Source organism: Shewanella zhangzhouensis (assembly GCF_019457615.1).
GTDB classification, from domain to species: Bacteria; Pseudomonadota; Gammaproteobacteria; order Enterobacterales; family Shewanellaceae; genus Shewanella; species Shewanella zhangzhouensis.
The window spans coordinates 2921803-2947905 of the sequence record NZ_CP080414.1 but is presented as its reverse complement, the minus strand read 5'-3'; the positions used below and the strand labels follow the sequence as shown (position 1 = coordinate 2947905).

The 26103-nt window shown below is 53.0% G+C and carries 26 protein-coding genes; all 26 read left to right on the top strand.

What is annotated here, in order from left to right; genetic code table 11:
- The first annotated feature begins 26 nt into the window (after positions 1–26).
- The 26 genes from K0H63_RS12910 (at position 27) to fliI (ending at position 26101) form a co-directional block, all read left to right on the top strand.
- Positions 27–860, top strand: coding sequence for a CheR family methyltransferase (locus K0H63_RS12910; protein ID WP_220065026.1), 834 nt, complete (start codon positions 27–29; stop codon positions 858–860).
- 141 nt (positions 861–1001) lie between these two features.
- Positions 1002–1400, top strand: coding sequence for a flagellar basal body rod protein FlgB (gene flgB, locus K0H63_RS12905; RefSeq protein ID WP_203324300.1), 399 nt, complete (start codon positions 1002–1004; stop codon positions 1398–1400).
- Between the two features lie 2 nt (positions 1401–1402).
- Entirely contained in the window at positions 1403–1816 is a 414-nt protein-coding gene (gene flgC, locus K0H63_RS12900; protein WP_011760430.1) for a flagellar basal body rod protein FlgC, read from the top strand.
- Positions 1817–1842: 26 nt separating this feature from the next.
- The gene (gene flgD / locus K0H63_RS12895) at positions 1843–2571 is read left to right on the top strand and encodes a flagellar hook assembly protein FlgD (RefSeq protein WP_220065025.1); all 729 of its coding nucleotides are present in this window, start codon (positions 1843–1845) and stop codon (positions 2569–2571) included.
- 33 nt (positions 2572–2604) lie between these two features.
- Positions 2605–3966: a flagellar hook protein FlgE gene (flgE, locus tag K0H63_RS12890; protein ID WP_220065024.1), complete on the top strand. Its 1362-nt coding sequence runs from the start codon at positions 2605–2607 to the stop codon at positions 3964–3966.
- Positions 3967–4133: 167 nt separating this feature from the next.
- Positions 4134–4877, top strand: coding sequence for a flagellar basal-body rod protein FlgF (gene flgF, locus K0H63_RS12885; protein WP_220065023.1), 744 nt, complete (start codon positions 4134–4136; stop codon positions 4875–4877).
- 12 nt (positions 4878–4889) lie between these two features.
- Positions 4890–5678, top strand: coding sequence for a flagellar basal-body rod protein FlgG (gene flgG, locus K0H63_RS12880; protein ID WP_011760426.1), 789 nt, complete (start codon positions 4890–4892; stop codon positions 5676–5678).
- Positions 5679–5690: 12 nt separating this feature from the next.
- Positions 5691–6365: a flagellar basal body L-ring protein FlgH gene (gene flgH, locus K0H63_RS12875; RefSeq protein ID WP_220065022.1), complete on the top strand. Its 675-nt coding sequence runs from the start codon at positions 5691–5693 to the stop codon at positions 6363–6365.
- 12 nt (positions 6366–6377) lie between these two features.
- Positions 6378–7469, top strand: a complete 1092-nt coding sequence (locus tag K0H63_RS12870) for a flagellar basal body P-ring protein FlgI (RefSeq protein WP_220065021.1) — start codon at positions 6378–6380, stop codon at positions 7467–7469.
- 27 nt (positions 7470–7496) lie between these two features.
- Positions 7497–8633, top strand: a complete 1137-nt coding sequence (flgJ, locus tag K0H63_RS12865) for a flagellar assembly peptidoglycan hydrolase FlgJ (protein ID WP_220065020.1) — start codon at positions 7497–7499, stop codon at positions 8631–8633.
- 21 nt (positions 8634–8654) lie between these two features.
- Positions 8655–10571: a flagellar hook-associated protein FlgK gene (gene flgK, locus K0H63_RS12860; RefSeq protein ID WP_220065019.1), complete on the top strand. Its 1917-nt coding sequence runs from the start codon at positions 8655–8657 to the stop codon at positions 10569–10571.
- A gap of 12 nt (positions 10572–10583) precedes the next feature.
- A complete protein-coding gene (gene flgL, locus K0H63_RS12855; RefSeq protein WP_220065018.1) occupies positions 10584–11789 on the top strand; it encodes a flagellar hook-associated protein FlgL in 1206 nt (401 codons plus the stop codon).
- A 92-nt stretch (positions 11790–11881) separates the two neighbouring features.
- Positions 11882–12703: a flagellin N-terminal helical domain-containing protein gene (locus tag K0H63_RS12850; RefSeq protein WP_220065017.1), complete on the top strand. Its 822-nt coding sequence runs from the start codon at positions 11882–11884 to the stop codon at positions 12701–12703.
- Positions 12704–12951: 248 nt separating this feature from the next.
- Complete coding sequence (locus K0H63_RS12845; protein WP_220065016.1) at positions 12952–13770, top strand: flagellin N-terminal helical domain-containing protein; 819 nt, start codon at positions 12952–12954, stop codon at positions 13768–13770.
- 125 nt (positions 13771–13895) lie between these two features.
- Positions 13896–14303, top strand: coding sequence for a flagellar protein FlaG (locus K0H63_RS12840; RefSeq protein WP_220065015.1), 408 nt, complete (start codon positions 13896–13898; stop codon positions 14301–14303).
- A 25-nt stretch (positions 14304–14328) separates the two neighbouring features.
- Positions 14329–15693, top strand: a complete 1365-nt coding sequence (gene fliD / locus K0H63_RS12835) for a flagellar filament capping protein FliD (RefSeq protein ID WP_220065014.1) — start codon at positions 14329–14331, stop codon at positions 15691–15693.
- Between the two features lie 29 nt (positions 15694–15722).
- Complete coding sequence (locus K0H63_RS12830; RefSeq protein ID WP_220065013.1) at positions 15723–16043, top strand: hypothetical protein; 321 nt, start codon at positions 15723–15725, stop codon at positions 16041–16043.
- 6 nt (positions 16044–16049) lie between these two features.
- On the top strand, positions 16050–16460 hold the full coding sequence (gene fliS, locus K0H63_RS12825; protein WP_220065012.1) for a flagellar export chaperone FliS: 411 nt from the start codon (positions 16050–16052) through the stop codon (positions 16458–16460).
- A 289-nt stretch (positions 16461–16749) separates the two neighbouring features.
- Positions 16750–18180: a sigma-54 dependent transcriptional regulator gene (locus tag K0H63_RS12820; protein WP_286670260.1), complete on the top strand. Its 1431-nt coding sequence runs from the start codon at positions 16750–16752 to the stop codon at positions 18178–18180.
- Between the two features lie 92 nt (positions 18181–18272).
- The gene (locus K0H63_RS12815) at positions 18273–19346 is read left to right on the top strand and encodes a sensor histidine kinase (RefSeq protein ID WP_220065011.1); all 1074 of its coding nucleotides are present in this window, start codon (positions 18273–18275) and stop codon (positions 19344–19346) included.
- Complete coding sequence (locus K0H63_RS12810) at positions 19339–20679, top strand: sigma-54-dependent transcriptional regulator (RefSeq protein ID WP_220065010.1); 1341 nt, start codon at positions 19339–19341, stop codon at positions 20677–20679. Before K0H63_RS12815 ends, K0H63_RS12810 begins: the two co-directional genes overlap by 8 nt.
- Positions 20680–20802: 123 nt before the next feature.
- Entirely contained in the window at positions 20803–21138 is a 336-nt protein-coding gene (gene fliE / locus K0H63_RS12805; protein ID WP_220065009.1) for a flagellar hook-basal body complex protein FliE, read from the top strand.
- 36 nt (positions 21139–21174) lie between these two features.
- Positions 21175–22860, top strand: a complete 1686-nt coding sequence (gene fliF, locus K0H63_RS12800; protein ID WP_220067900.1) for a flagellar basal-body MS-ring/collar protein FliF — start codon at positions 21175–21177, stop codon at positions 22858–22860.
- Positions 22853–23890, top strand: coding sequence for a flagellar motor switch protein FliG (gene fliG / locus K0H63_RS12795; protein WP_011760409.1), 1038 nt, complete (start codon positions 22853–22855; stop codon positions 23888–23890). Before fliF ends, fliG begins: the two co-directional genes overlap by 8 nt.
- On the top strand, positions 23890–24792 hold the full coding sequence (gene fliH / locus K0H63_RS12790; protein WP_220065008.1) for a flagellar assembly protein FliH: 903 nt from the start codon (positions 23890–23892) through the stop codon (positions 24790–24792). Before fliG ends, fliH begins: the two co-directional genes overlap by 1 nt.
- Positions 24761–26101, top strand: coding sequence for a flagellar protein export ATPase FliI (fliI, locus tag K0H63_RS12785; protein ID WP_220065007.1), 1341 nt, complete (start codon positions 24761–24763; stop codon positions 26099–26101). Before fliH ends, fliI begins: the two co-directional genes overlap by 32 nt.
- Positions 26102–26103 lie beyond the last annotated feature (2 nt).

The following is a 26103-nucleotide window of genomic DNA, read 5'->3' as shown; positions in this document are numbered from 1 at the left end:
CTCTATTTGGTGCAGGATGAGAAACGGTGTCAGACAAATCACTGGCTGAAGCGGAATATAATCAATTCAGGTTGTTCCTTGAACAACACAGCGGCATAGTGCTTGGCGAAAACAAGCAGTATCTGGTCCGCAGCCGCCTTGCGCCTCTGATGGGCAAATACAACCTGCCTTCGTTATCAGAAGTGGTCAAACATTCAATGAAACCCACAGAGCGGCAACTGCGCGCCGAGGTCATTGATGCCATGACTACCAACGAAACACTGTGGTTTCGTGATAAATACCCCTTCGAATTGCTCGCCAATGCGCTGCTGCCTGACTATGCCAAGCTTGGCAGGCCGCTTAAAATTTGGTCTGCCGCTTGTTCTTCAGGGCAAGAGCCTTATTCGCTGGCGATGACTATCCTCGAATATCAGCAAAAACGTCCGGGCGGCTTGCCCGCAGGCGCATCGATTCAGGCAACGGATTTATCCCCCTCGATGCTGGATCGCTGTAAACAGGCCGAATACGATAGCCTGGCGCTGGGACGGGGCTTATCGGATGAACGAAAAAGAGCATTTTTCGATACCCTGCCAAGCGGCAATATGCGGGTAAAAGACAACGTGCGGCGTATGGTGAGTTTCCGGGCACATAACCTGCTGGAAAGCTATGCCTTGCTGGGTAAGTTTGACATCATCTTTTGCCGTAACGTGCTCATTTACTTTGCCCCTGAGGCAAAGGCAAAAATACTGCGGCAATTTGCTGCCGCTCTCAATCCCAAGGGCATCCTGTTTCTTGGCGCTTCCGAGTCCATTGCCGGTTTGACCGATGAATTTGACATGGTGCGCTGCAACCCGGGTATTTACTACCAGAAGAAGACATAGCCAAATAACCTAATGAATAAAAACAAAAAAGCCGACTTGGCAAAGTCGGCTTTTTTGTTGTCTGCCATTTGCATGGCGGAACTCCCCAGATTTGGCACACGAATTGCTTTTCATCTGCCATCATGGCGTGGAGGCAATTTTATGGCGATCAGTTTCGATAAGGCGCTTGGGGTGCATCAGTTTACCCTTGGCATCAGAGCAGAGCGGGCGGAAGTCCTCTCAAGCAATATCGCCAACGCCGATACCCCCCATTACAAAGCACGGGATGTGAACTTTGCCGATGCGTTGCAGGCGGCACGCAGCCACCAGCGTGGCATGCAAATGGCTCAAACCAGTGAAGGGCATTTTGACTTGCAAGCACTGAGCCGACAGCACGTGCAGTTCCGTGTCCCCAATCAGCCAGATACCGGCGATGGCAACACTGTGGATATTCAGCAGGAACAATCTGCCTTTATGCAAAATGCGCTGGAATATCAGATGTCGCTGGGCTTTCTGGAAGGCAAGTTCAACGGTATGAAAAAGGCCATTAAAGGAGACTGACAATGAGCTTGTTTAATATCTTCAATGTGTCTGGCTCCGGCATGAGCGCGCAATCGGTCCGCCTCAACACCACCGCCAGCAACATTGCCAACGCCGACTCAGTGTCCAGCAGCGTCGATAAAACCTACCGGGCGCGTCATCCCGTGTTTGAGGCTGAACTTGCCAAAGCCAGCCAGCAGCAATCTGCCCGTGGTGTGAATGTCAAAGGCATAGTCGAAAGCGATAAGCCGCTGCAAAAAGAATACAACCCGGACCATCCCATGGCGGATGCCGATGGCTTTATTTACAAACCCAATGTGAACGTGATGGAAGAAATGGCCGACATGATATCCGCTTCGCGTTCGTACCAAATGAATGTCCAGGTGGCCGATACCGCCAAGAGTATGCTGATGCAGACTTTGAGAATGGGCAAATAACGGATGTGGCGCTAAGGAGGTAAGCCGTGAGTTTTCTTAACTCTATCAGTCAGGCATCGGCGGCCCAGTCAACCCAGAGCACGGGAAATCCCTTTCTGGACAGTGTCAGGTTGCAGACCAAAGAAGCAGTGCCAGAGGCCAAAAAACAGGAATTGACCCAAGAGGACTTTTTCGCCCTCTTGTCGCAGCAGTTGTCTATGCAGGATCCGTTCAAGCCGGTTGAAAACGACCAGATGATTGCCCAGATGGCGTCTTTCTCTACCGTGGACGGTATCGCCAATTTGAACGAGCACATTGTGAATCTGAATACCGTGATGACCTCCAGTCAGGCACTGCAGGCATCGGGTTTGGTGGGACAGAAGGTGCTGATCCCATCAGCATCTGGTCATGTATCCGCTGAAGAGCCCAACCTCAAGGGCGTTATCAGTACCTCCAAGCCCATTGAGACAATCATGGTGCGCATTGAAGATGCCAAGGGACAGTTGGTGAAAACCTTCAGTGTCGATGGCAGTGATGGCGGCAACATTGATGTGAATTGGGATGGCCTCGACGCCGAAGGTAAACCCGTTGCCGACGGTACTTACACCATCAAGGCCAGTGGTCGGGTCGATGGTAAGGCCGAGGAATTACCGGTTTCAACTTATGCCCACGTGACCAGCGTGTCGCTTGGGACTGCAGCAACAGGCGCCATTCTTAACTTGCGTGGCATTGGCGGCATTAAACTATCGGATGTTCTGGCTGTGGCTGAGAGCTGATCCAGAAAACCAGACTAAAGAGGTAATTGACTTATGTCTTTCAATATCGCACTCAGTGGCATTGCTGCCGCCCAGAAAGATTTGAACACCACTGCCAACAACATCGCCAACGTCAACACCACGGGCTTTAAAGAGTCACGTGCTGAGTTTGCCGATGTGTATGCGGCTTCGATTTTCGCTAACAGCAAAACCCAGGTGGGTGGTGGCGTGACCACCACTCAGGTGGCGCAGCAGTTCCATCAGGGCAGTTTGCAGTTCACCAGTAACGCGCTGGATTTGGCCATTAGCGGCGGCGGTTTCTTTGTGACGTCTGCCGACCCTTCGGCCCGTGATTACAGTTTCACCCGCGCCGGCGCCTTTAAGGTAGACAGCAATAACTACCTGGTGGATTCAGCAGGCAACTTCCTGCAGACCTTCCCGGTGGATAAATTCGGTAACTCCACCTCCGTGAGTTTGACGACTACCCGTCCGGTACAAATTCCCGATACCGCCGGCAGCCCGGTGATGACCGAGAACGTGGGTATTCAGATGAATCTGAACGCCGGTGAAAAAACCAAGGATCCCGTGGCATTTGACCCAGACGATCCAACTACGTTCAACAACTCAACCTCGTCCACCATTTATGACTCCCTGGGTGAGCCTCACATTCTGACCACCTACTTTGTAAGGCCAAACGATGGTGCCTACACAGGGGAAAACAACTGGGTGGCTTACTATGCGCTCGACGGTCAACCTGTGAATCTGGGCGCTGGCGCCGGTACTTACCAAATGGATACCAATGGTGACGGTACCCCTGACACCACCGGAACTGCCCAAACCACGGGGGGCTGGACTGGTGCCGTACTGACCTTTAACAGCACTGGTACTTACACTGGAACCAATCCAGCAACCATCACTACAGAACCCCTGGGGATCGGTGGTGCCGGCATTCTGGGGCCTGGCGCCGATGGCAGCCAGACCCTCACCATCAACTTCGCCAACCCGACTCAGTACGCCTCAGCCTTTGAAGTAACCGAGCTGACTCAGGATGGAACCACTGTCGGTCGTCTGACCAACGTGGAAGTGGGTGAAGATGGCCTGATTAAAGCCGCCTACAGCAATGGCAGTACCGTGCCCCTTGGCCGCGTTGCTTTGGTGCGTTTCGCCAACGAGCAGGGGCTGACTCAGGTGGGTAACACTTCCTGGAAAGAAAGCCTGGCATCAGGTACAGCCCTCGCCGGTGAAGCAAACAGTGGTACCTTCGGTGCCGTGCGATCTGCAGCGCTGGAACAGTCCAACGTGGATTTGACCACAGAGCTTGTTGACCTGATTTCAGCGCAGCGTAACTTCCAGGCCAACAGCCGTACATTGGAAGTGAACAACACGCTGCAGCAGACCATTCTGCAGATCCGTTAAGATTTTCTCTCCTTGGTTGCCGCCTTCGGGCGGCAATTTTTTGCCTGTTTACGCCCCCCCTTATCGTTCTTATCCTCACTTTCCCAGCCCTTGCTGGACAAGCTCTTGGTTAATTGGCATGCAGTTTGCTTTGCTCAGTGCATGCTAGATCTTTGACGGAGCCCAGCGTGGACAAATTTCTCTATATCGCCATGAGTGGTGCCAAGCAGAATCTCAATTCGCTTTCCATTCGGGCCAACAACCTGGCCAACGCCAACACAGATGGCTTCAAGGCCGACCTGGAGCAATCCCGCTCCATGCAAGCCTTTGGAGAGGGATTGCCCACCCGGGTATTCGCCATGACCGAAAATCCCCAGGCCAGTTTCCGTCACGGTCCCATTAACAGCACCGCCCGCGATCTGGATGTTGCCGTGAAAGGCGATGGTTGGATAGCGGTGGAAGATGCCGATGGCAACGAGGCTTATACCCGTGCCGGTAGCCTGAAATTTGACGAAACCGGTTTGCTGACCAATTCACAGGGACGCCCTGTGATGGGCGATGCGGGCCCAATCGTTCTGCCACTGCCCATCGATAAGGTAGAAATTGCCCAGGATGGCACCATCACGGTTCGGCCTCAGGGGGCGACTGCCGAAGTGGTGGAAGAGGTGGCCCGGATCAAACTGGTTAATCCCGGTAATCAAAACCTGATGCGTGGTAACGATGGTCTGTTTCGGATGATGAATGGAACGACTGCACCACAGGACGAAACCGTGGCTCTGGAGAGCCGCGCAGTGGAAGGCAGTAACGTCAACCCCGTCGAAGAGATGGTGGCCCTGATTGATATCCAGCGGCAGTTTGAGCTGCAGGTAAAAATGATGAAAACCGCAGAAGAAAACGATAAAGCTTCTGCACAACTCGTACGTATTGGCTAAGGAGACAGGATTATGCATCCCGCATTATGGATAAGTAAAACTGGCTTAGATGCTCAGCAAACGGATATCGCCGTGATATCCAACAACGTCGCCAACGCCAGTACCGTCGGCTACAAAAAAAGCCGCGCCGTGTTTGAAGACCTGCTCTATCAAACTGTAAATCAGGCAGGCGGGATCAGCGCGTCCAACACCAAGTTACCCAATGGCCTGAACATAGGCGCCGGCACCAAGGTGGTGGCGACCCAAAAGATGTTTACCCAGGGCAACATGCTGACCACGGATAACGCGCTGGACATGATGATTGAAGGCCCTGGCTTTTTTGAAATTCAGTTGCCGGATGGCACCACAGCCTACACCCGTAACGGTCAATTCTCGCTGGACGATACCGGCCAGATAGTGACGCCCGGCTCCGGTTATGTGCTTCAGCCAGCCATCACCATTCCCGATAACGCCACCAGTATCACAGTGTCTGCCGAAGGGGAAGTGTCAGTAAAAACCCCCGGCGCTGCCGAAAGCCAGATTGTGGGGCAGCTGACCCTGTCTGACTTTATCAATCCCTCTGGCCTTGACCCCATAGGTCAGAACCTGTACCTGGAAACCGGTGCCAGCGGCACACCTATTCAGGGTACCGCCTCATTGGATGGTATGGGGGCAATCCGTCAGGGAGCACTTGAAACCTCCAACGTGAATGTGACCGAGGAGCTGGTCAATCTCATCGAAAGTCAACGCATCTATGAAATGAACTCCAAGGTGATTTCAGCGGTGGATCAGATGCTGGCTTACGTTAACCAGAATCTGTAAGAGGCGATGGTTATGCTCAGATACCTTATGGTTGGTTCGCTGCTGGTGCTCGCAGGATGCGCCAGTACAGAACACAAACCCATTCCGGACGATCCTTACTATGCCCCTGTGGTACCTGAAGAGCCGCCGGTCGCATTGGAACCTACGGGCTCTATTTTCCTCGACTCACAGGCGGCAAGCCTGTACACGGATATCCGTGCCCACAGGGTAGGGGACATCATTACCGTGGTGCTCACCGAGTCTACCCAGGCAACCAAGAGCGCCAATAATGAAATCAAAAAGGGCTCGGATCTCAATATGGATGCCATCCAGGCTCTTGGCGGCCCGGTCACCATCAGTGGTAATCCGCTGAGTCTGGGGTATTCCGACAGCATGAACACCAAGCGTGAGGCTGACGCGGATCAAAGCAACAGTCTCAGAGGCAATATCTCTGCCCATGTGCTTCAGGTGCTGTCCAACGGCAACCTGGTTATTCGCGGTGAAAAGTGGATAAGCATCAACAACGGCGACGAGTTTATTCGGGTCACCGGGGTTATCCGGCCCCAGGACATCACCACAGACAACAAAGTGGAATCCACCCGGGTGGCCAATGCCCGTATTCAATACAGTGGCACTGGCACCTTTGCCAATTCGCAGCAGGTGGGCTGGCTCAGTCAGTTCTTCCTCAGCGATTGGTGGCCCTTTTAAAGGAGCTTGGACATGAACATCAAGGTTCTGCTTGCCGTGGCCCTGCTGGCCATGACGGTGCCGGTCAAAGCCGAGCGCATTAAAGATATCGCCGCCGTTCAGGGCGTGCGAAGTAATCAGTTGATTGGTTATGGATTGGTGGTGGGTTTGCCGGGCACCGGTGAAAAGGCGAACTACACCGAGCAAACCTTTACCACCATGCTGAAAAACTTCGGCATTAATTTGCCGACCAACGTAAAACCCAAGATTAAAAACGTGGCCGTAGTGGCAGTGCATGCCGATATGCCACCTTTCATCAAACCCGGCCAGACCCTGGATGTCACAGTGTCCAGCATAGGCGAAGCCAAGAGCCTGCGTGGTGGAACCCTGCTGCAAACCTTCCTTAAAGGGGTGGATGGCAATATTTACGCCATTGCCCAGGGCAGCATGGTGGTGTCCGGTTTCAGCGCCGAAGGGCTGGACGGCTCAAAGGTTATCCAGAATACCCCAACAGTGGGGCGTATCCCCAACGGCGCCTTGGTGGAGCGGGCAGTACCGTCTGCCTTTGCCCATGGAGATTTCCTTACCTTTAACCTGCACCGTGCCGACTTCTCTACCGCCAAGCGGATGGCCGATGCCATCAACGACTTGCTTGGGCCGGAAATGGCTCGTGCACTCGATGCAGCCTCGGTTCAGGTGTACGCCCCAAGGGATGCCTCACAGCGGGTGTCATTTCTCGCGACACTGGAGAACGTCGAAGTAGAGCCTGCCGATGAATCTGCCAAGGTGATTGTGAATTCGCGCACCGGCACCATAGTCGTTGGCCAGAATGTGAAGTTATTGCCGGCGGCGGTGACCCATGGCGGTCTGACCGTGACCATTGCCGAAAATCAGCAGGTGTCACAACCCAATGCCTTGGCCGGTGGCGATACCGTGGTAACCAACCAAAGCACCATAGATGCGTCTCAGGCCAATAGCCGTATGTTCCTGTTTAATCCGGGCACCAGCTTGGATGAATTGGTCAGGGCCGTGAATCTGGTCGGTGCTGCGCCTTCCGATGTACTGGCGATCCTCGAGGCGTTAAAAATGGCAGGCGCCTTGCATGGTGAGCTTATCGTCATTTGATTCTTGTCGGAAAATTGGCAACTCACCATGGAAAAGCTTTCAAACGCCTCACATTTCCTCGACATCGGTGGCCTGGACAAATTAAGAGCCCAGGCCAAGGCCGATGACAAGGCAGCCCTGCGGGAAGTTGCCAAGCAGTTCGAGGGGATTTTTGTGCAGATGCTGATGAAAAGCATGCGTGATGCCAATGCCGTGTTTGAATCCGACAGCCCGTTCAACAGCCAGTACACCAAGTTTTATGAGGAAATGCGCGATCAGCAGATGGCTGTCGACATGTCCCAAAAGGGCATGTTGGGACTGGTGGATTTGATGGTGCAGCAGCTATCTCCTCAGGATAGCCCCATCACACCGTCATCTGTGCTGGGCGGCGATAAGCGCTTTGATATGGGGGAGGCCCCCATGATGCTGCGCCGTGATAAGCCCGCTGAGGCCAGTGAGGCCAATCACGCAAAGGCACCACTCGAAGGGGCCAGTGCGCGTCAGATGGCTGAACCTCAACTCGCTGCGATGAACGGCGATATGGCCACAAGCATGGGTTTCCATGAAGCCCCGGCTCTGGATGCACCAACAGCCGTATCGGCTTCTGCTTCCAGCGCAGCTGCGCCCCTATTCGACCAATTGCTCGCCGGGAAGCAAACCCCCAGCAAGCAGCTGGAAAGTGAGCGGGACAATCCGAGTTTTGAAAGCCGTCAGGATTTTATTCGTGCCCTGATGCCGCTGGCGAATGAAGCTGCCAAGCGTCTTGGTACCAAGCCTGAGGTGCTGATTGCCCAATCGGCACTGGAAACCGGTTGGGGCCAGAAGCTCGTAAGAAGACCCGACGGCAGCATGAGCAATAACCTGTTCAACATCAAAGCCGACAGGCGCTGGGAAGGGGAAAAAGCGGCCGTCAATACCCTGGAATTTGAGCAGGGCGTCGCGGTACGTCAACGAGCCGACTTCCGGGTTTACGACACCCTGGAGCAAAGCTTCAACGATTTTGTCGACTTCCTGAAAAGCGGCGATCGCTACGGTGATGCCCTCAAACAAGCGGCAAGACCTGCATCCTTCGTGCAGGGTTTACAAAATGCCGGGTATGCCACGGACCCTCAATATGCCGACAAGGTGATGCGGGTAATGCAGGCGGTAACGTCTGAAATCAAGGCCATGGCCCTTGGCAACTGACCCTGACAGGCGGAGAAAGAAATGAGCATAGATTTATTGAACATCGCCCGGACCGGGGTACTGGCATCTCAGGCACAGCTCGGAGTCACCAGTAACAACATTGCCAACGTCAATACCGAAGGCTATAACCGCCAGGTTGCGACCCAGGCCACTCACCTGTCGCAGCGCTCCGGTAACAGTTTCTATGGCACGGGCACCTATGTCTCCAGTGTCAAACGGGTATACAACGAATATGCCGCCCGCGAGCTGCGCATCGGCCAAACGGCAAAAGGTGCCGCCGAAGTCAGCCACACCAAAATGAGTGAACTCGATCAGCTGTTTTCCCAGATTGGCAAGGCTATCCCCCAGTCGCTTAACGATATGTTCAAAAACATCAACAGCCTGGCAGATTTGCCATCGGATCTGGGTATCCGTAGCGGTGTACTGGGTTCTGCTCAGCAGATGGCCAGCGCCATCAATGAGATGCAACGTCAGCTTGAAGGGCAGATGAAGCAAACCCATGAGCAGATTGATGCCATCACGACCCGCGTCAACGAGATCAGCACTGAGCTTGCCAATATCAATCGTGAGCTGATGAAAACCATGGGCGAAGACATGCAGCTGCTGGACAAGCAGGATGCGCTGATCATGGAGTTGAGCGAATATGCCCAGGTGAATGTCATTCCGCTGGAAAATGGTGCCAAAAGCATCATGCTGGGTGGTGCTGTGATGTTGGTGTCTTCAGAAGTGGCCATGAGCATAGGGACGGCGCAGGGCGACCCATATTCAGACGAACTCAGGCTCACCGCAACCACTGGCAGCTCCACGCTGGTTGTCGACCCTTCAAAACTGGGCGGGCAGCTTTCGGCGTTGTATGAATTCAGGGATAAAACCCTTATTCCCGCTGAAAATGAACTTGGCCAGTTATCGCTTGGTATTGCCAATGCCTTTAACGAGGCACAAAAGGCCGGATTTGACATGAATGGTCAGGTCGGCAGCAATATATTCCTCGATATCAACGACCCGCTCATCGCCCAAAGCCGTGTAGGCCAGTATGGAAGCAACACGGGTACGGCCTCACTCAGCGTATCAGTCGAAGATGTGGGGGCACTCTCTGGCAGTGCCTACGAGCTTAAATACACAGCCCCGGGCACCTATGAGTTAACCGATACCCTTACAGGCGATGTGACGCCACTGACCTTAAGTGGTTCCACCCTCACTGGTGGCGCTGGTTTTAACATCAACATCGATGCCGGTGCTTTTGCCGACGGTGACAGGTTCCTTATTCGGCCCACCTCAGGGGCAGCTGCGCAGATGTCGGTAGTGATGACAGATCCCAAAGGCATTGCCGCAGCTGCGCCTAAGATTGCCGCCGATACAACGAATTCGGGTAACACCATGGTTGCTGTTACCAGTATCGACAATCGGCTGGCAGCAAACTTCCCGGTTACCGGCAGCGAGCTGACCTTTACTCTCAATACCGGTGCCAATACCTATGATGTCACCGCTGCCGACGGCACGGTGCTTGCGGCCGGAGTGGCATACACGCCGCCTTCCATCAGCGCCTTTGGCTTTACCTTTGAGATAGAGTCCGCAGGGGCTGCTACTGACAGTTTTACCTTTGATCTCAGCTACGGCGAAGGTGACAACACCAACGCACTGGCCATGGCGCAATTGGCCGATACCAAACTGATGAACGGCGGCAAGTCCACCATCATTGATGTGTTCGAAAAAACCAAGCAACAGATTGGCTCAGGCACCAAGGCTGCCGAAGTACGCTTGGGGTCTGCCGAAGCCATTTACCAGCAGGCCTATGGGCGGGTTCAGGAAGTATCCGGGGTCAACCTGGATGAAGAGGCGGCCAATTTGCTGCGATTCCAACAGTCGTATCAGGCGTCGGCGCGTATTATGACCACGGCCCAGCAAATCTTTGACACCCTGTTTGCGTCGGTGCGTTAAGAGGATTGAGTGATGCGTATTTCTACCTCGCAAATGTTTACCCAGAACACCAATAACATACTGCAAAAGCAGACTGAGACCGCGAAGCTGCTAGAGCAGTTGTCCAGTGGCAAGAAGGTGAATACTTCGGGTGATGACCCGGTCGCAGCCTTGGGTATCGACAACCTGAATCAGCAGCAGGCGCTGGTGGATCAATTTCTAAAGAATATCGACTACGCCAAAAATCATTTGGGCATAGCCGAAAGTAAACTTGGCAGCGCCGAGGAGCTGGTTACCGGTTTGCGCGAGCAAATCCTGCGTGGGGTTAATGGCGGCCTTTCGCCCTCAGAGCGGCAAATGATTGCCGATGAGATGCGTGGCAGCCTGCAGGAACTGCTGAATGTGGCAAACACCCGGGATGAGTCCGGTAACTTTATGTTCTCCGGCTTTAAAACAGACACAGAACCCTTTGCCTTCGATGGTGCCGGCAACATGATTTACAGCGGTGATGCCGGTGTGCGTGACGCCATGATTTCCCGCGGTATTGCCATGGGGACCAATGTACCCGGCGATATGGCCTTTATGACGTCCCCCAACGCACTTGGCGATTATGCCGTCAATTATTTGTCGACCCAGGCGGGCGACTTCAAGGTTCAAAGCGCTGCAATAACCAATCCGGCAGCCCATGTGGAAGACACTTATACCTTTAATTTTATTGATAATGGTACTGGCGGCGTGAACCTGGAAGTCCGTGACAGTGCCAATGGACTGGTCACCACAGTGAACAACTTTGATGCTACCAATCCTGTGAGTTTCAATGGGATAGACGTCAAGCTTGAAGGCACGCCCGCAGCCGGCGACAGCATTGCCCTGGCACCTCAGGCAGAGGTCAGCATTTTCGACACCATTAATAAGGCTATCACCCTGATAGAAGACGATAGCCGCATGAATTCTCCCGCTGGTATCGCAGAGTTGGCACAGCTCTTGAATGATACTGACAGCGGATTGAATCAGCTCAGCACCGCCAGAAGCGTGGCAGGTAATAACCTCAAGAGCCTTGAGAGTTACGCCGGACGACACGCAGAAGAGCAGGTCGTCAATACCTCGGCGCTGTCATTGCTGGAAGATCTGGATTACGCAACGGCGATTTCGGAATTTGAGAAGCAACAGCTTGCATTGAACGCAGTCTCCAACGTGTTTAGCAGAGTTGGTTCTGTGTCCCTGTTCGACTACTTGTAGCGGCAGGCACGGCCACTCACTGGAAGCAATTTTGTTAACTAATTTAGCCAAGCTCCAAGCCTTGGCGGTAACACTAGGAAGAGGAACTCAACATGGCTATTACTGTTAATACCAATGTGACCTCCATGAAGGCCCAAAAGAACCTGAACATGTCCAGTGGTCAGTTGGCGACTTCCATGGAGCGTCTGTCATCCGGTTTGCGCATCAACAGCGCGAAAGACGACGCCGCCGGCTTGGCAATTTCTAACCGTCTGAACAGCCAGGTGCGCGGTCTGGAAGTGGGCATGCGCAATGCCAACGATGCTATCTCCATTGCACAGATTGCTGAAGGTGCGATGCAGGAACAAACCAATATGTTGCAGCGTATGCGTGATCTAACAATTCAATCAGCTAATGGCGCCAATAGTCCTGCTGACTTGTTGGCTCTGAAGAATGAGATGGATCAGTTGGTTACAGAGATTGATAACATCGGTAAAAGTACAGCATTTGGTGAGACTAAACTTTTGACAGGTACCTTTTCAACAGGGAAAAACTTTCAAGTCGGACATCAAAACGGTGAAAATGTCACGGTTTCTGTTGGTGCAATTGATAAAGCCACATTGTCCGTAGCGAGCTTGAATAACGTTACTTCGGCCAATCGCGCATCAGCATTAACCAAGATAGATGCTGCAATCTCAAAAATCGATAGTCAACGCGCTAAATTGGGTGCGATTCAAAACCGTCTGGCCCATAACATCAGTAACAGTGCCAACACACAGGCCAACGTTGCCGACGCCAAGAGTCGTATTGTGGACGTGGATTTTGCAAAAGAAACTTCTACCATGACCAAAAATCAGGTACTGCAGCAGACTGGGTCAGCTATGTTGGCTCAGGCCAACCAATTGCCTCAGGTTGCCCTGTCTCTGCTCGGCTGATAATTGACAGGCATCAGTAAGCGGCGATGCCTGCCAGGCGGCAATTTTTTGCCACTGGCCAGGCTAGCCGCTCTGTTTTTTATAAAGCAAATACTTAATTTATAAAAAATTTTAAAAAAAAATCAGAATTTTTCAAAAAAGCCCTAAAGGATAAAAAGACGCTGCCGCTAAATATACTGTAACGAGTATGACCGCCTGGCTGAACAAGACAGGCTAGTCCTGAGCCAGGTAACCAAGAGGAATCGATCATGGCCATTACAGTAAACACCAACGTCACTTCAATGAAAGCGCAAAAGAACCTGACTATGTCTAACCGTGATCTGGCAACCTCCATGGAGCGTCTGTCTTCCGGTTTACGCATTAACAGTGCCAAAGACGATGCGGCTGGTCTTGCCATCTCCAATCGTCTGAACAGCCAAGTTCGTGGTCTGGACGTAGGTATGCGAAACGCCAACGATGCTATCTCCATCGCCCAGATTGCAGAAGGTGCGATGCAGGAGCAAACCAATATGTTACAACGTATGCGTGATCTTACCATCCAATCAGGTAATGGTGCGAACAGCACCGCGGATCTGACAGCGCTGAAAAATGAAATGGATCAACTTGCTACGGAAATTGATAATATTGGTTCTCGTACTGCGTTTGGCGATACAAAACTATTAACTGGCACATTTTCGACTGGAAAGAATTTCCAAGTAGGTCATCAAAATAATGAGTTTGTAGCAGTTTCAGTCGGCAAAACAGATAAGACATCACTGTCCATAGGAAGTTTGACAAACGTTACATCTGCAAACCGTGCTTCTGCTTTAACAAAAATCGATGCGGCTATTGCAAAAATAGATGGCCAGCGGGCTAAGTTAGGTGCGATTCAAAACCGTCTTGCTCACAACATCAGTAACAGTGCCAACACTCAGGCAAACGTTGCTGACGCCAAGAGCCGTATCGTGGATGTGGATTTTGCCAAAGAAACCTCTGCCATGACCAAGAATCAGGTTCTGCAACAAACCGGTTCTGCCATGCTCGCTCAGGCTAACCAGTTGCCTCAAATCGCCCTGTCTCTGCTGTAATGTCTCAGGGATTGAAGCACGGTGGAGGGAGGTTCGGCAACGGATCTCCCTTTGCCACATCTGGAAATCAGTCATGATATCCCGACGAAATCGCGATATCTGGCCGGAAGGGTATGAGGTGAGGTATGGATATTGCATTAGTTGGCACCACAACGCCACAGCAGCATCAGCGGGCTGAGCTCGCAGCGACGCCTGTCAAACCTTTGGCACCAAAGGATGCAGAGCTTAACCGCGCTGATCATGCCCAACCGGTTGACGCCGGTCAGGCAAATGGCAAGGCTGAGGAAAAGAAGCAACAGGCTGAAGCTGAAAAGGAGCAACTGGCTGCTGTTGCCGAAGAGATGTCTACTATGATGTCTATGATGCAAAAGGGGTTGGAGTTTCGGGTGGATGAGACATCCGGTCAGCCTGTAGTCAGTGTGCTGGATATAGCATCGGGAGACGTCATCAGGCAGATCCCCAGTGAAGAAGCGCTTAAAATTGCCCAAAAATTATCGGAAGTCACTGGGCTTCTGATGAAAACCGAGGCTTGAGGTGCACCCGTAATACGAGGTCGATATGGCATTAACTGCAACCGGAATTGGCTCTAACCTGCCCATCAATGACATGGTTTCGGCTATTGTTAACGCAGAGAAAACGCCAAAGGAAGCCCTGTTCAACCGAACAGAGGACACCATCAATGCCAAGGTTTCTGCCATAGGTACCTTAAAGAGCGAACTGGCCAAATTCCAGGATGCACTGAAAAAGCTGCAAAAGGGCAGTGAACTCAGTATCCGTAAAGTGACGACCGGTGACAGTCTCTTTTTTAAAGCGACGGCTGACAAATTTGCCCAAAGTGGCACCTATTCAATCAAAGTTGAGCAACTCGCTTTTTCCCATAAGGTCGCAGGTACCAATACCGCTGCGGCCACCGATACAGTGGGGGAAGGGCGCCTTGACTTCACTGTGAATGGTGAAAGCTTTGGCGTTGATGTTGACGCTGCCGACGATTTAAATGCCATTGCCAAAAAAATTAATGATGCCAGCGATAATAAAGGCGTGATTGCGACCGTCATTACCAGTGATGCGGGCAGTCGCTTGGTATTTTCTTCGGAAGAAACAGGCACAGCCAATCAGGTTAGCGTGACAGCCACTGATACCAGTGGCACAGGTCTAAATGACATGTTTAATGGTGCCAATCTGTCTGAGTTGCAAGCGGCACAAGATGCCATTCTCTATGTCGATAATCAAAAGATTACATCCAGCAGTAATGAGGTAAAAGGCGCTATCACGGGTGTGACTTTAGAATTGACCAAGGCCGATATAGGTGAAGTAGGTACCCTGACTATCTCTCAGGATGACGAAGCGGTGAAGGCAAATGTTACAGGCTTCGTTGACGCCTATAACGCGCTGCTGGATTCCATCAACAAGCTGTCCTCCTACGATGCAGATAATAAGAAAGCTGCCGCGCTGCAGGGTGATTCCATGATTCGTTCCCTGGAGTCGCAGCTGCGTAAGATGATCAGTGAACGGGTCGATGTTAATGGTGAAACGGTCGCCCTCTACGATATGGGTATCAAGACCGACCGCTATGGCAAGCTGGAAATTGACAGTGCCAAGCTGGATAAAGCCATTGCGGAAGACATGAGCTCGCTGGAAGGTTTGTTTTCTACCACAGATACTGGCCTTGCAAATCGTCTTTCTGATCTTGCCAGCACCTACACCAAAGCGGGCGGTGTAATCAGTACCCGCAATGATACCTACAACAGTGAAAAGCAGCGTCTTGATGATCAGCGTGAAGCCTTTACCCGCAAGATGGATGCGTTGGAAGCACGGTTGTTTAAACAGTTTAATGCGATGGATTTGGTGGTTGCTAGCCTCAACCAGCAAACCACAGGCCTGATTGACAGACTTAACTCGCTCCCTGGCGTGATAAAAGGCTAAACTGAGTAGAGCGCCAACCGGAGAACGACATGCACGAACTGGAAGCTCTCAATAAAAGTTTAATTTTATTGTTTGAAAAGCTGGAGAAAACTACCGCTGAAGATGAAAGTGCTGATGACTTGGTATCACAATTGCAAGAGATGATTCTCAAGCGTCAATTTTTATTGCAGAAGATGGAAGCTGGCCAAGAAGGCATAGATCGTTACTTCCTTAATAAGGAGTTGCGATTGAGTCAGGAGTTTTTAGCCAAGGCCATGACTCTTCGGGATCACAGGCAGCAGTTACTGCATGCCGGCAGTAAAAGTAAACGCCAACTCAATGTTTACAGAACAATCGATGCAAATAGGTAGGTACATATGAGAGGGTCACTGCAATCGTATCGCAAGGTATCACTGGAAAGTGAAATTGCCGTCGCGTCCCCCCACCGTATCATTCAGATGATGTTTGCTGGCGCCTTGGAGCGCTTGGCGCAGAGTCGTTATGCAATTGAGCAGAATGACTTAACCAATAAAGGCATTTTCATCAATAAGGCCATAGGTATTATTACCGGCTTATCTAACAGCCTGAATATGGAGGCTGGCGGTGAAATAGCCCAAAACCTGGGTGACCTTTATGATTTTATGCTGCGTAAAATCAGTGAGGCCAACCTCAACAACGATCCCCAGGCCATAGATGATGTCATGGTGATTCTAAGGGACATAAAAGAAGGTTGGGATGCCATCCCAACAGAGCAACATAACATCACTTCCCACGACGAAGCTGTTTGATTTTTGCACAAAAATTTCCCCAGTAAAAAGGCGCTGTGAATGCGCCTTTTTTGACATTAGCCAGAGAATTGGCCAAAAGGGTCGGAAGCGCGGGAAAATTGGTCTAGAATCAGAAGCAAAAGAGTTTATTGTAAAGCAGAGACTTGCTTCTCGACTGCCGATAATACAATATTCGACATGGTGTGAATGACCGGCAGTTTTCCCGGAGTAACAGCATTGACGCCCTGTGAGCAACGAACACCAATAATTAATGCGATTCGTTAGATATTCGAGCGTTACGGCCAACTGAATGATGCAGACAGACCAGAGAATTTTGCTTGTAGGAAACCAGACCGAACGTATCGGTCGTCTTTCCTGCATTCTTGAGTTTTTAGGTGAACAACTAGAGACCCTGGACCCAAGTGGTCTTGAACAAGCCGTCAAGGAAACCCGTTTTCGGGCGTTGATTGTTGACCTTAGATCCCTGCCTTTGGAGCAGGTAAAAGTGTTTGCTACCAAAATGCCTTGGCAGCCAATTTTACTGCTTGGCGCAACTGATGATCTCAGTGCAAATCTCATCGGTAGCATTGAAGAGCCGTTCAATTATCCCCAACTCACCGAGTTACTGCACTTCTGTCAGGTTTTTGGCCAACAGAAGCGCCCGGATGTACCAACCAGTGGCAACCAGACCAAGTTATTCCGCAGCCTCGTTGGCCGCAGCGAAGGCATAGTTAACGTCCGTCATCTCATCAGTCAGGTTGCGCCATCGGATGCGACTGTGTTGGTGCTGGGGCAGTCTGGTACTGGCAAAGAAGTGGTTGCTCGCAATATTCACTATTTGTCGGAGCGTCGCGACGGTCCTTTTATTCCCGTCAACTGTGGTGCCATTCCGCCTGAACTGCTTGAGAGCGAACTCTTTGGTCATGAGAAGGGCTCTTTCACCGGTGCTATCAGCTCCCGTAAAGGCCGTTTTGAACTGGCCGAAGGCGGTACTCTGTTTCTGGACGAAATCGGTGATATGCCTCTGGCCATGCAGGTAAAACTGCTGCGTGTGCTGCAGGAGCGCGTATTTGAACGCGTCGGCGGCAGCAAACCCATTCAAGCCAATGTCCGTGTGGTGGCGGCGACCCACAGAAACCTGGAGAACATGATAGAAAATAACGAGTTCCGTGAGGACCTTTTCTATCGTCTCAATGTATTCCCCATTGAAATGCCGTCGTTGTCAGAGCGCTGCGATGACATTCCTTTGCTGCTGCAGGAGCTGGTCAGCCGGGTCTTTAACGAAGGCCGCGGCAAGGTGCGTTTCACCCAGCGCGCCATTGAGTCCCTCAAGGAGCACGCTTGGTCCGGCAACGTACGTGAACTCTCCAACCTGGTTGAGCGCCTGACTATCCTGTATCCGGGCGGTTTGGTGGATGTGAACGATCTACCCGTTAAATATCGCCATATCGATGTCCCCGAGTACTGTGTCGAAGTCAGTGAAGAGATGCTGGAGCGTGATGCGCTGGCGTCCATTTTCAATGATGATGAGCCGGTGGAAATTCCGGAAACCCGCTTCCCGAGCGAACTGCCTCCGGAAGGGGTAAATCTTAAGGATTTGCTGGCCGAGCTCGAAATCGACATGATCCGTCAGGCGTTGGAGCAGCAGGATAACGTCGTTGCCCGCGCAGCTGAGATGCTGGGGATCCGCAGAACCACTCTGGTTGAAAAAATGCGTAAGTACGGGATGACTAAAGACTAATTTTACTTAAGTCCCAGCCCATTCACTAAATTTCTACTCTGGCACAGTCCCTGCATTAACCCCGTCAATAACGTAATTTTGACGGGGTTCCCATGGCCACCAAAGCTTTAGCCAAGATAGCCGAATTTCCGGCGCGGGCTCATCTTAAAGAGGTGAAGGCCAGCGGCTTTGCATCTGCCGAGCAAATGGCGCAGATCCTGGAAGCCATGCCCTCTGGCGTGGTGATCCTGAATGCCGATGGCATAGTCACTTTGGCAAACCCCGTTGCGGTTCAGCTGCTTGACCGGCCTTTGGAAGGAGAGCGTTGGCTCAGCGTCATCGCCAGAGCCTTTTCTCCTCAGGATGACGATGGCCATGAGGTCTCGCTGAAGAATGGCCGCAGAGTGAAGTTGGCCATTACGCCACTGGAACCCGGTCAGCTGATTTTGCTGACCGATCTGACTGAAACCCGCTTATTACAGCGTAACCTTGCTCATCTGCAGCGTCTGTCGGCCCTTGGCAAAATGGTTGCGACACTGGCACATCAGATCAGAACCCCGCTGTCGGCTGCACTGCTTTACGCCGCAAACCTGGCCAGTCCCAAACTCAATCAGGATTCCCGCACTCGTTTCCAACAAAAGTTGGTGGACAGGCTGAATGAGCTGGAGCGACAGGTCAACGACATGCTGTTGATGGCAAGGGGCAAAGTGGAAGCGCCCATGTCTCCCATGCCGTTGGCAGACATCATTGCCCCGGTGCTGGCAACCTGTGAGCCCATCGCCACCGATAAAGGCTGTGCAGTGCGGTTTCAGGATGAATCCTTTGGCGCCATGATGGCGGCCTCCCAGAGTGCACTGAGCTCAGCCATTAATAATCTTTTGATGAACAGCCTTGAAGCAGGCGCCCGCCACATACTGCTCCATGGCAGCATACAGGACGGACGTCTGGTGCTTGCGGTAGTGGATGATGGTAAAGGATTGGAATCCGGCAGTGAGCAGCAGGTGATGGAACCCTTTTTTACGACCAAGGCACAGGGCACAGGCCTTGGCTTAGCCGTGGTACAGACAGTGGTGCGTAACCATGGTGGTGAGCTGAAAATGCAATGCGCTGCCAATCGAGGCTGCAGTGTGATGCTTAAATTCCCCGTGATTTCAGAAGATTCAGTAAAGGAGGTTAGCCATGCCTGAAGGCAGATTGCTACTTGTCGAGGACGATGCATCTCTGCGTGAGGCGCTGCTTGACACCCTGATGCTGGCGCAGTTTGACTGTGTGGCGCTTCCCAGCGCCGAAGAAGCCATTCTTGCGTTGAAGGAATCACGTTTTGATATGGTCATCAGCGATGTGCAGATGGAAGGCATAGGTGGCATGGGGCTCTTGGCCTACTTGCGGCAGCATCATCCCAAGGTTCCGTTATTGCTGATGACGGCCTTTGCCACCATAGACAGCGCCGTGAGTTCCATCAAACTCGGTGCGGTGGATTATCTCGCCAAGCCGTTTTCACCCGAAGTGCTGCTTAATCAGGTCAGTCGATACATGCCTGCACAAGCCGATACCGGCGCACCTGTGGTGGCCGACGAGCGAAGTCAGGCGCTGATGGCTCTCGCCGGACGGGTCGCAAAATCCGAGGCTTCTGTGATGATCCTGGGGCCCTCAGGTTCGGGTAAGGAAGTGCTTGCCCGCTATATCCATAAACAAAGTTTGCGCTCAGACGGTCCCTTTGTGGCCATCAACTGCGCTGCTATTCCCGAAAACATGCTCGAAGCCACGCTGTTTGGTTACGAAAAAGGCGCCTTTACCGGTGCCTATCAGGCCTGCCCCGGAAAATTCGAGCAGGCCCAGGGGGGCACCCTGCTGCTGGATGAAATCTCCGAAATGGATCTGGGATTGCAGGCCAAGTTGCTGCGGGTATTGCAGGAGCGGGAAGTTGAGCGTCTCGGTGGCCGTAAAACAATCAAGCTGGATGTGCGTGTACTTGCCACCTCCAACCGTGAGCTCAAAGCCATGGCAGAGCGGGGCGATTTCCGTGAGGATCTCTATTACCGTATCAACGTATTCCCATTGACCTGGCCGGCACTGAATCAGCGCCCCAAAGATATCCTGCCACTTGCACGGCATTTGCTGGCACGCCATGCAGAGCGTTTGGGCACTGAAGTTCCCGAATTTGACGAAGCAGCCTGTCGCAGATTGCTGGCACATCGCTGGCCGGGGAATGTCAGAGAACTCGATAACGTGGTGCAGCGGGCATTAATACTGTCCGCCGGCGTTAAGATTGGTGTGCAGGACATCATTATTGATGCCATGGATGTTAACCAAATCACCCACGAAGAGACAGCTATCAAGGCCGAGCCCGAAGGGCTGGGGGATGAGCTCAAGGCACAGGAGCATGTGATTATCCTTGAAACTCTGAGCCAGTGTCGCGGCAGCCGTAAATTGGTGGCTGAGCGGCTTGGGATCAGTGCCAGAACCCTGAGGTACAAGATGGCCCGAATGCGGGAAATGGGTATTCAGTTACCTGCCTGATATTTGGGCAAAAACATCACAAAAAGCAGGCTTAGCCTGCTTTTTTAGTTTATTGGCAAGCCTTTTGCAGTACCCCGATATCAGCGATTTATCCCGTCAATTTCATGGCGAAGGGAGCAGCATATGCAAATAGGTCCATCTTCATTCATGCAGGAAATGCAGAAACTCCAGGGCGAACTCAATCCTTCCATGGGCATTGAGCCTCAGCCGCTTCGTCAGGTTGGTAACACCAGCGGAGCTGACTTTGCCAGTTTGCTCGCCAACGCAGTAGGCCATGTGAACGAGCTGCAGCAAAGCTCTTCAAGTCTGGCAACCAGACTGGACATGGGCGATACCCGCGTGACCCTGTCTGATACTGTGATCGCCCGCGAAAAGGCCAGTGTCGCCTTTGAGGCGACAGTGCAGGTGCGCAACAAGCTCGTCGAAGCCTACAAAGAAATCATGAGCATGCCCGTTTAAGGCGGCCACTGAAGGATACTGAACGTGAGCACAGATATGATTGTCAGCACCGACAGCGGCATGAGCGGTGTACAGCAGGAAAATAAATCCGGGGTGCTGGGTAACCTCGGTGGCGCCGACATGCTTAGACAGGTCACTATGATCCTGGCCCTTGCCATCTGTTTGGCATTGGCGGTGTTTGTGATGATGTGGGCACAGGAACCCGAATACCGTCCATTGGGTAAGTTTGAAGCCCAGGAAATGATCCAGGTGCTGGATGTGCTCGACAAAAACAAAATCCCCTATCAGGTGGATTTTGATGTGCTGCGGGTCCCCGAAGACAAGTATCAGGACATTCGGCTGCTGCTGAGTCGTAACGGTGTGGATGCTGCAAGTACCACCAATCAGGATTTTCTGAGTCAGGACATGGGCTTTGGCGTGAGTCAACGTCTGGAGCAGGCCAGACTCAAACACAGCCAGGAGCAAAATCTCGCCCGTACTATCGAAGAGCTGAAAAGCGTCAGCCGCGCCAAGGTGATTCTGGCACTGCCCAAAGAAAACGTGTTTGCCCGTAACCAGTCCAAGGCCAGTGCCACTGTGGTGGTCACCAGTCGTCGTGGCGGTCTCGGGCAGGAAGAAGTGGATGCCATAGTTGACATAGTGGCGTCCGCCGTACAGGGGCTCGAGCCTACCCGGGTGACGGTAACCGACTCCAACGGTCGTTTGCTGAACTCCGGCAGTCAGGATGGGGCTTCTGCCCGTGCCCGCCGTGAGCTCGAGCTCGTCAAACAAAAAGAAGCCGAATACCGCGCCAAGGTTGATGCCATACTGATGCCCATTTTGGGGCCGGAAAATTACACCTCCCAGGTGGATGTGACCATGGACTTTACTGCCGTGGAACAAACGTCCAAGCGTTTCAACCCTGATCTGCCAGCGGTGCGCAGCGAAATGACCCTGGAAACCCAAACCAACGGTGAAGCCAACATGGGTATCCCCGGTGCGCTGTCGAATCAGCCGCCGATGGAGTCAAACATTCCTCAAACCCTGCAGGAAGCGCAGGACAAGGCCCAGGCAAGTGGCAACTCACATCGTGAGGCAACCCGTAACTACGAGCTCGACACCACCGTCAGCCATACCCGTCAACAGGTTGGCGTGGTGCGCCGCGTGAGTGTATCCGTGGCGGTGGACTACAAAACCGGTGAAGCCAATACCGAAGGTCAGGTCAATCGTGTTGCCCGCACAGAGGCCGAGCTTGCCAATATTCGTCGTCTGCTTGAAGGCGCTGTGGGGTTCAGTGGTCAGCGCGGCGACAGCATCGAAGTCGTCACTGTACCCTTTATGGATCAGCTGGTTGAGGAAGTGCCAGAGCTGCCAATGTGGGAGCAACCCTGGTTCTGGAAGGCCATGAAACTGGCTTCCGGCTCTCTGGCCATCCTGGTGCTCATCCTTTTTGTTGTGCGCCCACTGCTGAAGAAACTGCTGCTTACTGACAAAGTCGATATGCCTGATGATGGCCGCCTGGGTCATGAACTGGCAGAGATTGAAGATCAGTTTGCCGCAGACACTCTGGGTATGCTCAACGCCAGCGATGCTGAATACAGCTATGCAGACGACGGCTCGATTCTCATCCCGAATCTGCACAAAGATGATGATATGATTAAGGCTATCCGTGCTCTGGTTGCCAACGAACCTGAGCTTTCCACTCAAGTCGTGAAGAATTGGTTGCAACAGGACAATGGCTGAAAATAAAGAAAAATCCGAATCCGGTTTCAAAGTCAGCAATTTAAGCGGCGTTGAAAAAACGGCCATTCTGCTACTGAGTCTGAGTGAGGCCGATGCTGCCTCTATCCTCAAGCACCTGGAGCCCAAACAGGTGCAAAAAGTGGGTATGGCCATGGCCGCGCTGGAAGACTTTGGTCAGGAAAAAGTCATCGCGGTACACAAGCAATTTCTGGATGACATTCAGAAATTTTCCTCCATCGGCTTTAACAGCGAAGAGTTTGTCCGTAAGGCGCTGACAGCGGCCCTGGGTGAAGACAAGGCCGGCAATCTGATTGAACAGATCATCATGGGCAGTGGTGCCAAGGGCCTGGATTCACTCAAGTGGATGGACGCCCGTCAGGTAGCCACCATTATCCAGAACGAGCACCCGCAAATTCAAACCATCGTGCTCTCCTATCTCGAGCCGGATCAGGCCGCGGAGATTTTCTCTCAGTTCCCGGAAAACACCCGTCTGGATCTGTTGATGCGGATTGCCAACCTCGAAGAAGTGCAGCCTGCGGCTTTGCAGGAGCTGAACGACATCATGGAGAAACAATTTGCCGGTCAGGGTGGTGCTCAGGCGGCCAAGATGGGTGGCCTGAAGGCGGCTGCCAACATCATGAACTACCTGGATACTGCCATCGAAAGTCAGCTCATGGAAACCATGCGCGAAACTGACGAAGAAATGGCGCAGCAAATTCAGGATCTGATGTTCGTCTTCGAAAACCTTATCGATGTGGACGACCGTGGTATCCAAACCTTGCTGCGTGAAGTGCAGCAGGATGTGCTGATGAAGGCGCTCAAGGGAGCCGACGAGCCGCTTAAAGACAAGATCCTCGGCAATATGTCCAAGCGCGCAGCAGAGCTGCTGCGTGACGATCTGGAAGCCATGGGCCCAATCCGTATCAGTGAAGTGGAATTGGCCCAGAAGGAAATTCTGTCCATTGCAAGACGCCTGTCCGATGCCGGTGAAATCATGCTCGGCGGTGGCGGCGGTGAAGAGTTCATCTGATGACTGACAGCAAACGCCCCAAAAACATATTGCGCGCTGAGGAGCAGGACGAATTCGCTCACTGGCGATTACCTGATATGTCCTCTGCGCGGGAAGAGGCGCCGGCCAACTTGCTGGGCAGGCGTCCGGGGCAAACCTTCGTACCTCAGGAAGAAGAGGAAATCCGTCCGCCCACGCTGGCCGAAATAGAGGCGATACGTGCCGAGGCCGAACAGGAAGGCCTGGCGGCAGGTCATGCGGAAGGATTGGCTCAGGGGCTTGAGGCCGGTCGCTTACAGGGCTTGAAAGAAGGCCACGAAGAAGGCGTACGTCAGGGCCATGAGCAGGGAATGGCACAGGGACTGGAAGACGCCGCCCGATTGATTACCCGCTTTGAAGGCCTGATTGAGCAGTTCGCCGCCCCCATGGCGGTACTGGATAACGAAATTGAGCAGGAACTGCTTTCCCTCGCCATGGGATTGGCAAAGCAAACTCTGCAGCACGAGTTAAAAACACATCCCGAACATGTACTTGCAGCATTGCGTGAAGGGGTTGATTGCCTGCCATTGAAAGAGCAGCAAGTTAAAATCCGGCTCAATCCGGAAGACGTTACCCTGGTCAGCAGCCTGTATGGCCCCGACGAACTCACCCGTAAACTATGGCAGCTGGAGAGCGACCCGCTTCTGGCGCGTGGCGAGCTGGTGATAGACAGTCAGCGTTCCCGGGTGGATATGCGGCTGGAAAACCGGATTGCGGCAGTATTGGCGGCACCGATAGAGCGTCATGAAACGCTGGAGCGAGAGGCGCAGGTATTGCAGCAACAAGCTCAGAGCTCGGCCGCTGAGCCAGGTCATACGGATGGGGTAAAGGGGGCTGAAGAGGAGCTGGGGGATGATAAATCGTCGCCACCACCTGCTGAATAACCTGCGTCAGCTACGGCAATCTTTGCCGGTCAATCGTCCTGTGGCCGAAGGTCAGCTGGTACGTGTGGTGGGGCTGACACTGGAAGCCAGTGGGTGCCGAGCCCCCGTCGGCAGTCTCTGTGCCATCGACACCATGGGTGGCGAACTGATTGCCGAAGTAGTCGGTTTTGATGAAAACCTGCTGTATTTGATGCCCATTGAAGAATTAAAGGGCGTGCTGCCCGGCGCCAGGGTTAGGCCATTGGGTGAGCAAACCGGTATCCATGTGGGGATGTCGCTGCTGGGCCGAGTGCTGGATGGCGGTGGTGAGCCCCTCGATGGTCTGGGGCCTTTGGGCACTACAGACATAGCTCCCCGCCATGGCCCTGCCATTAATCCACTTGCACGCCGACCCATTCACGAGCCCCTTGATGTGGGTATTCGTGCCATCAACGCCATGTTGACTGTCGGCAAGGGCCAGCGCATGGGGCTCTTTGCCGGTTCGGGCGTGGGTAAGTCGGTGCTACTTGGCATGATGACCCGCGGCACCACGGCCGATGTGATTGTGGTGGGGCTGGTCGGCGAGCGGGGCCGGGAAGTGAAAGAATTTATTGAGGAAATCCTGGGGAGCGAAGGGCGTGCCCGCTCAGTGGTAGTCGCGGCTCCCGCCGATACATCGCCCTTGATGCGTCTTCGCGCCTGTGAAACTTCTACCCGTATCGCCGAATACTTCCGCGATTTGGGATTTAATGTGCTGCTGTTGATGGATAGTCTGACCCGTTATGCTCAGGCGCAGCGTGAGATTGCCCTGGCAGTGGGAGAGCCTCCGGCAACCAAGGGGTATCCGCCATCTGTGTTCGCCAAACTGCCAAGATTGGTGGAACGGGCCGGCAATGGTGGACCGGGGCAGGGCTCAATTACCGCGTTTTACACGGTATTGACCGAAGGGGACGATTTGCAGGACCCCATTGCAGATGCGGCCCGCGCCATCCTGGATGGTCATATAGTGCTGTCACGCACCTTGGCTGACTCAGGCCACTATCCTGCCATCGATATTGAAGCCTCCATCAGCCGGGTTGCTCCCATGGTCATCAGCCCGGCACACCTGGAAGCGATGCGGCGGGTTAAACAAACTTATTCTCTCTATCAGCAAAATCGTGATTTGATCTCCATCGGTGCCTATGCCGCCGGCAGCGATCCCCGCATCGACAATGCCATTCGCTTGCAGCCGGCCATGAATGCTTTTCTGCGTCAGGGGATGCGTGATGCCATCAGTCTGTCCGACAGTGAAACCATGCTCGGCCAAATTGCCGCTCAGTGTAAGGGCTAATC

Coding starts and splice junctions, on each gene's coding strand:
- K0H63_RS12870 (WP_220065021.1), top strand. CDS start 6,378: ATGAACATCAAGGTTCTGCTTGCCGTGGCCCTGCTGGCCATGACGGTG.
- K0H63_RS12815 (WP_220065011.1), top strand. CDS start 18,273: ATGGCCACCAAAGCTTTAGCCAAGATAGCCGAATTTCCGGCGCGGGCT.
- K0H63_RS12840 (WP_220065015.1), top strand. CDS start 13,896: ATGGATATTGCATTAGTTGGCACCACAACGCCACAGCAGCATCAGCGG.
- K0H63_RS12850 (WP_220065017.1), top strand. CDS start 11,882: ATGGCTATTACTGTTAATACCAATGTGACCTCCATGAAGGCCCAAAAG.
- fliE (WP_220065009.1), top strand. CDS start 20,803: ATGCAAATAGGTCCATCTTCATTCATGCAGGAAATGCAGAAACTCCAG.
- flgG (WP_011760426.1), top strand. CDS start 4,890: ATGCATCCCGCATTATGGATAAGTAAAACTGGCTTAGATGCTCAGCAA.
- flgC (WP_011760430.1), top strand. CDS start 1,403: ATGAGCTTGTTTAATATCTTCAATGTGTCTGGCTCCGGCATGAGCGCG.
- flgL (WP_220065018.1), top strand. CDS start 10,584: ATGCGTATTTCTACCTCGCAAATGTTTACCCAGAACACCAATAACATA.
- fliS (WP_220065012.1), top strand. CDS start 16,050: ATGAGAGGGTCACTGCAATCGTATCGCAAGGTATCACTGGAAAGTGAA.
- K0H63_RS12830 (WP_220065013.1), top strand. CDS start 15,723: ATGCACGAACTGGAAGCTCTCAATAAAAGTTTAATTTTATTGTTTGAA.
- flgE (WP_220065024.1), top strand. CDS start 2,605: ATGTCTTTCAATATCGCACTCAGTGGCATTGCTGCCGCCCAGAAAGAT.
- fliF (WP_220067900.1), top strand. CDS start 21,175: ATGATTGTCAGCACCGACAGCGGCATGAGCGGTGTACAGCAGGAAAAT.
- flgK (WP_220065019.1), top strand. CDS start 8,655: ATGAGCATAGATTTATTGAACATCGCCCGGACCGGGGTACTGGCATCT.
- K0H63_RS12810 (WP_220065010.1), top strand. CDS start 19,339: ATGCCTGAAGGCAGATTGCTACTTGTCGAGGACGATGCATCTCTGCGT.
- flgJ (WP_220065020.1), top strand. CDS start 7,497: ATGGAAAAGCTTTCAAACGCCTCACATTTCCTCGACATCGGTGGCCTG.
- K0H63_RS12845 (WP_220065016.1), top strand. CDS start 12,952: ATGGCCATTACAGTAAACACCAACGTCACTTCAATGAAAGCGCAAAAG.
- fliH (WP_220065008.1), top strand. CDS start 23,890: ATGACTGACAGCAAACGCCCCAAAAACATATTGCGCGCTGAGGAGCAG.
- fliD (WP_220065014.1), top strand. CDS start 14,329: ATGGCATTAACTGCAACCGGAATTGGCTCTAACCTGCCCATCAATGAC.
- fliG (WP_011760409.1), top strand. CDS start 22,853: ATGGCTGAAAATAAAGAAAAATCCGAATCCGGTTTCAAAGTCAGCAAT.
- K0H63_RS12820 (WP_286670260.1), top strand. CDS start 16,750: ATGATGCAGACAGACCAGAGAATTTTGCTTGTAGGAAACCAGACCGAA.
- flgH (WP_220065022.1), top strand. CDS start 5,691: ATGCTCAGATACCTTATGGTTGGTTCGCTGCTGGTGCTCGCAGGATGC.
- fliI (WP_220065007.1), top strand. CDS start 24,761: ATGATAAATCGTCGCCACCACCTGCTGAATAACCTGCGTCAGCTACGG.
- flgB (WP_203324300.1), top strand. CDS start 1,002: ATGGCGATCAGTTTCGATAAGGCGCTTGGGGTGCATCAGTTTACCCTT.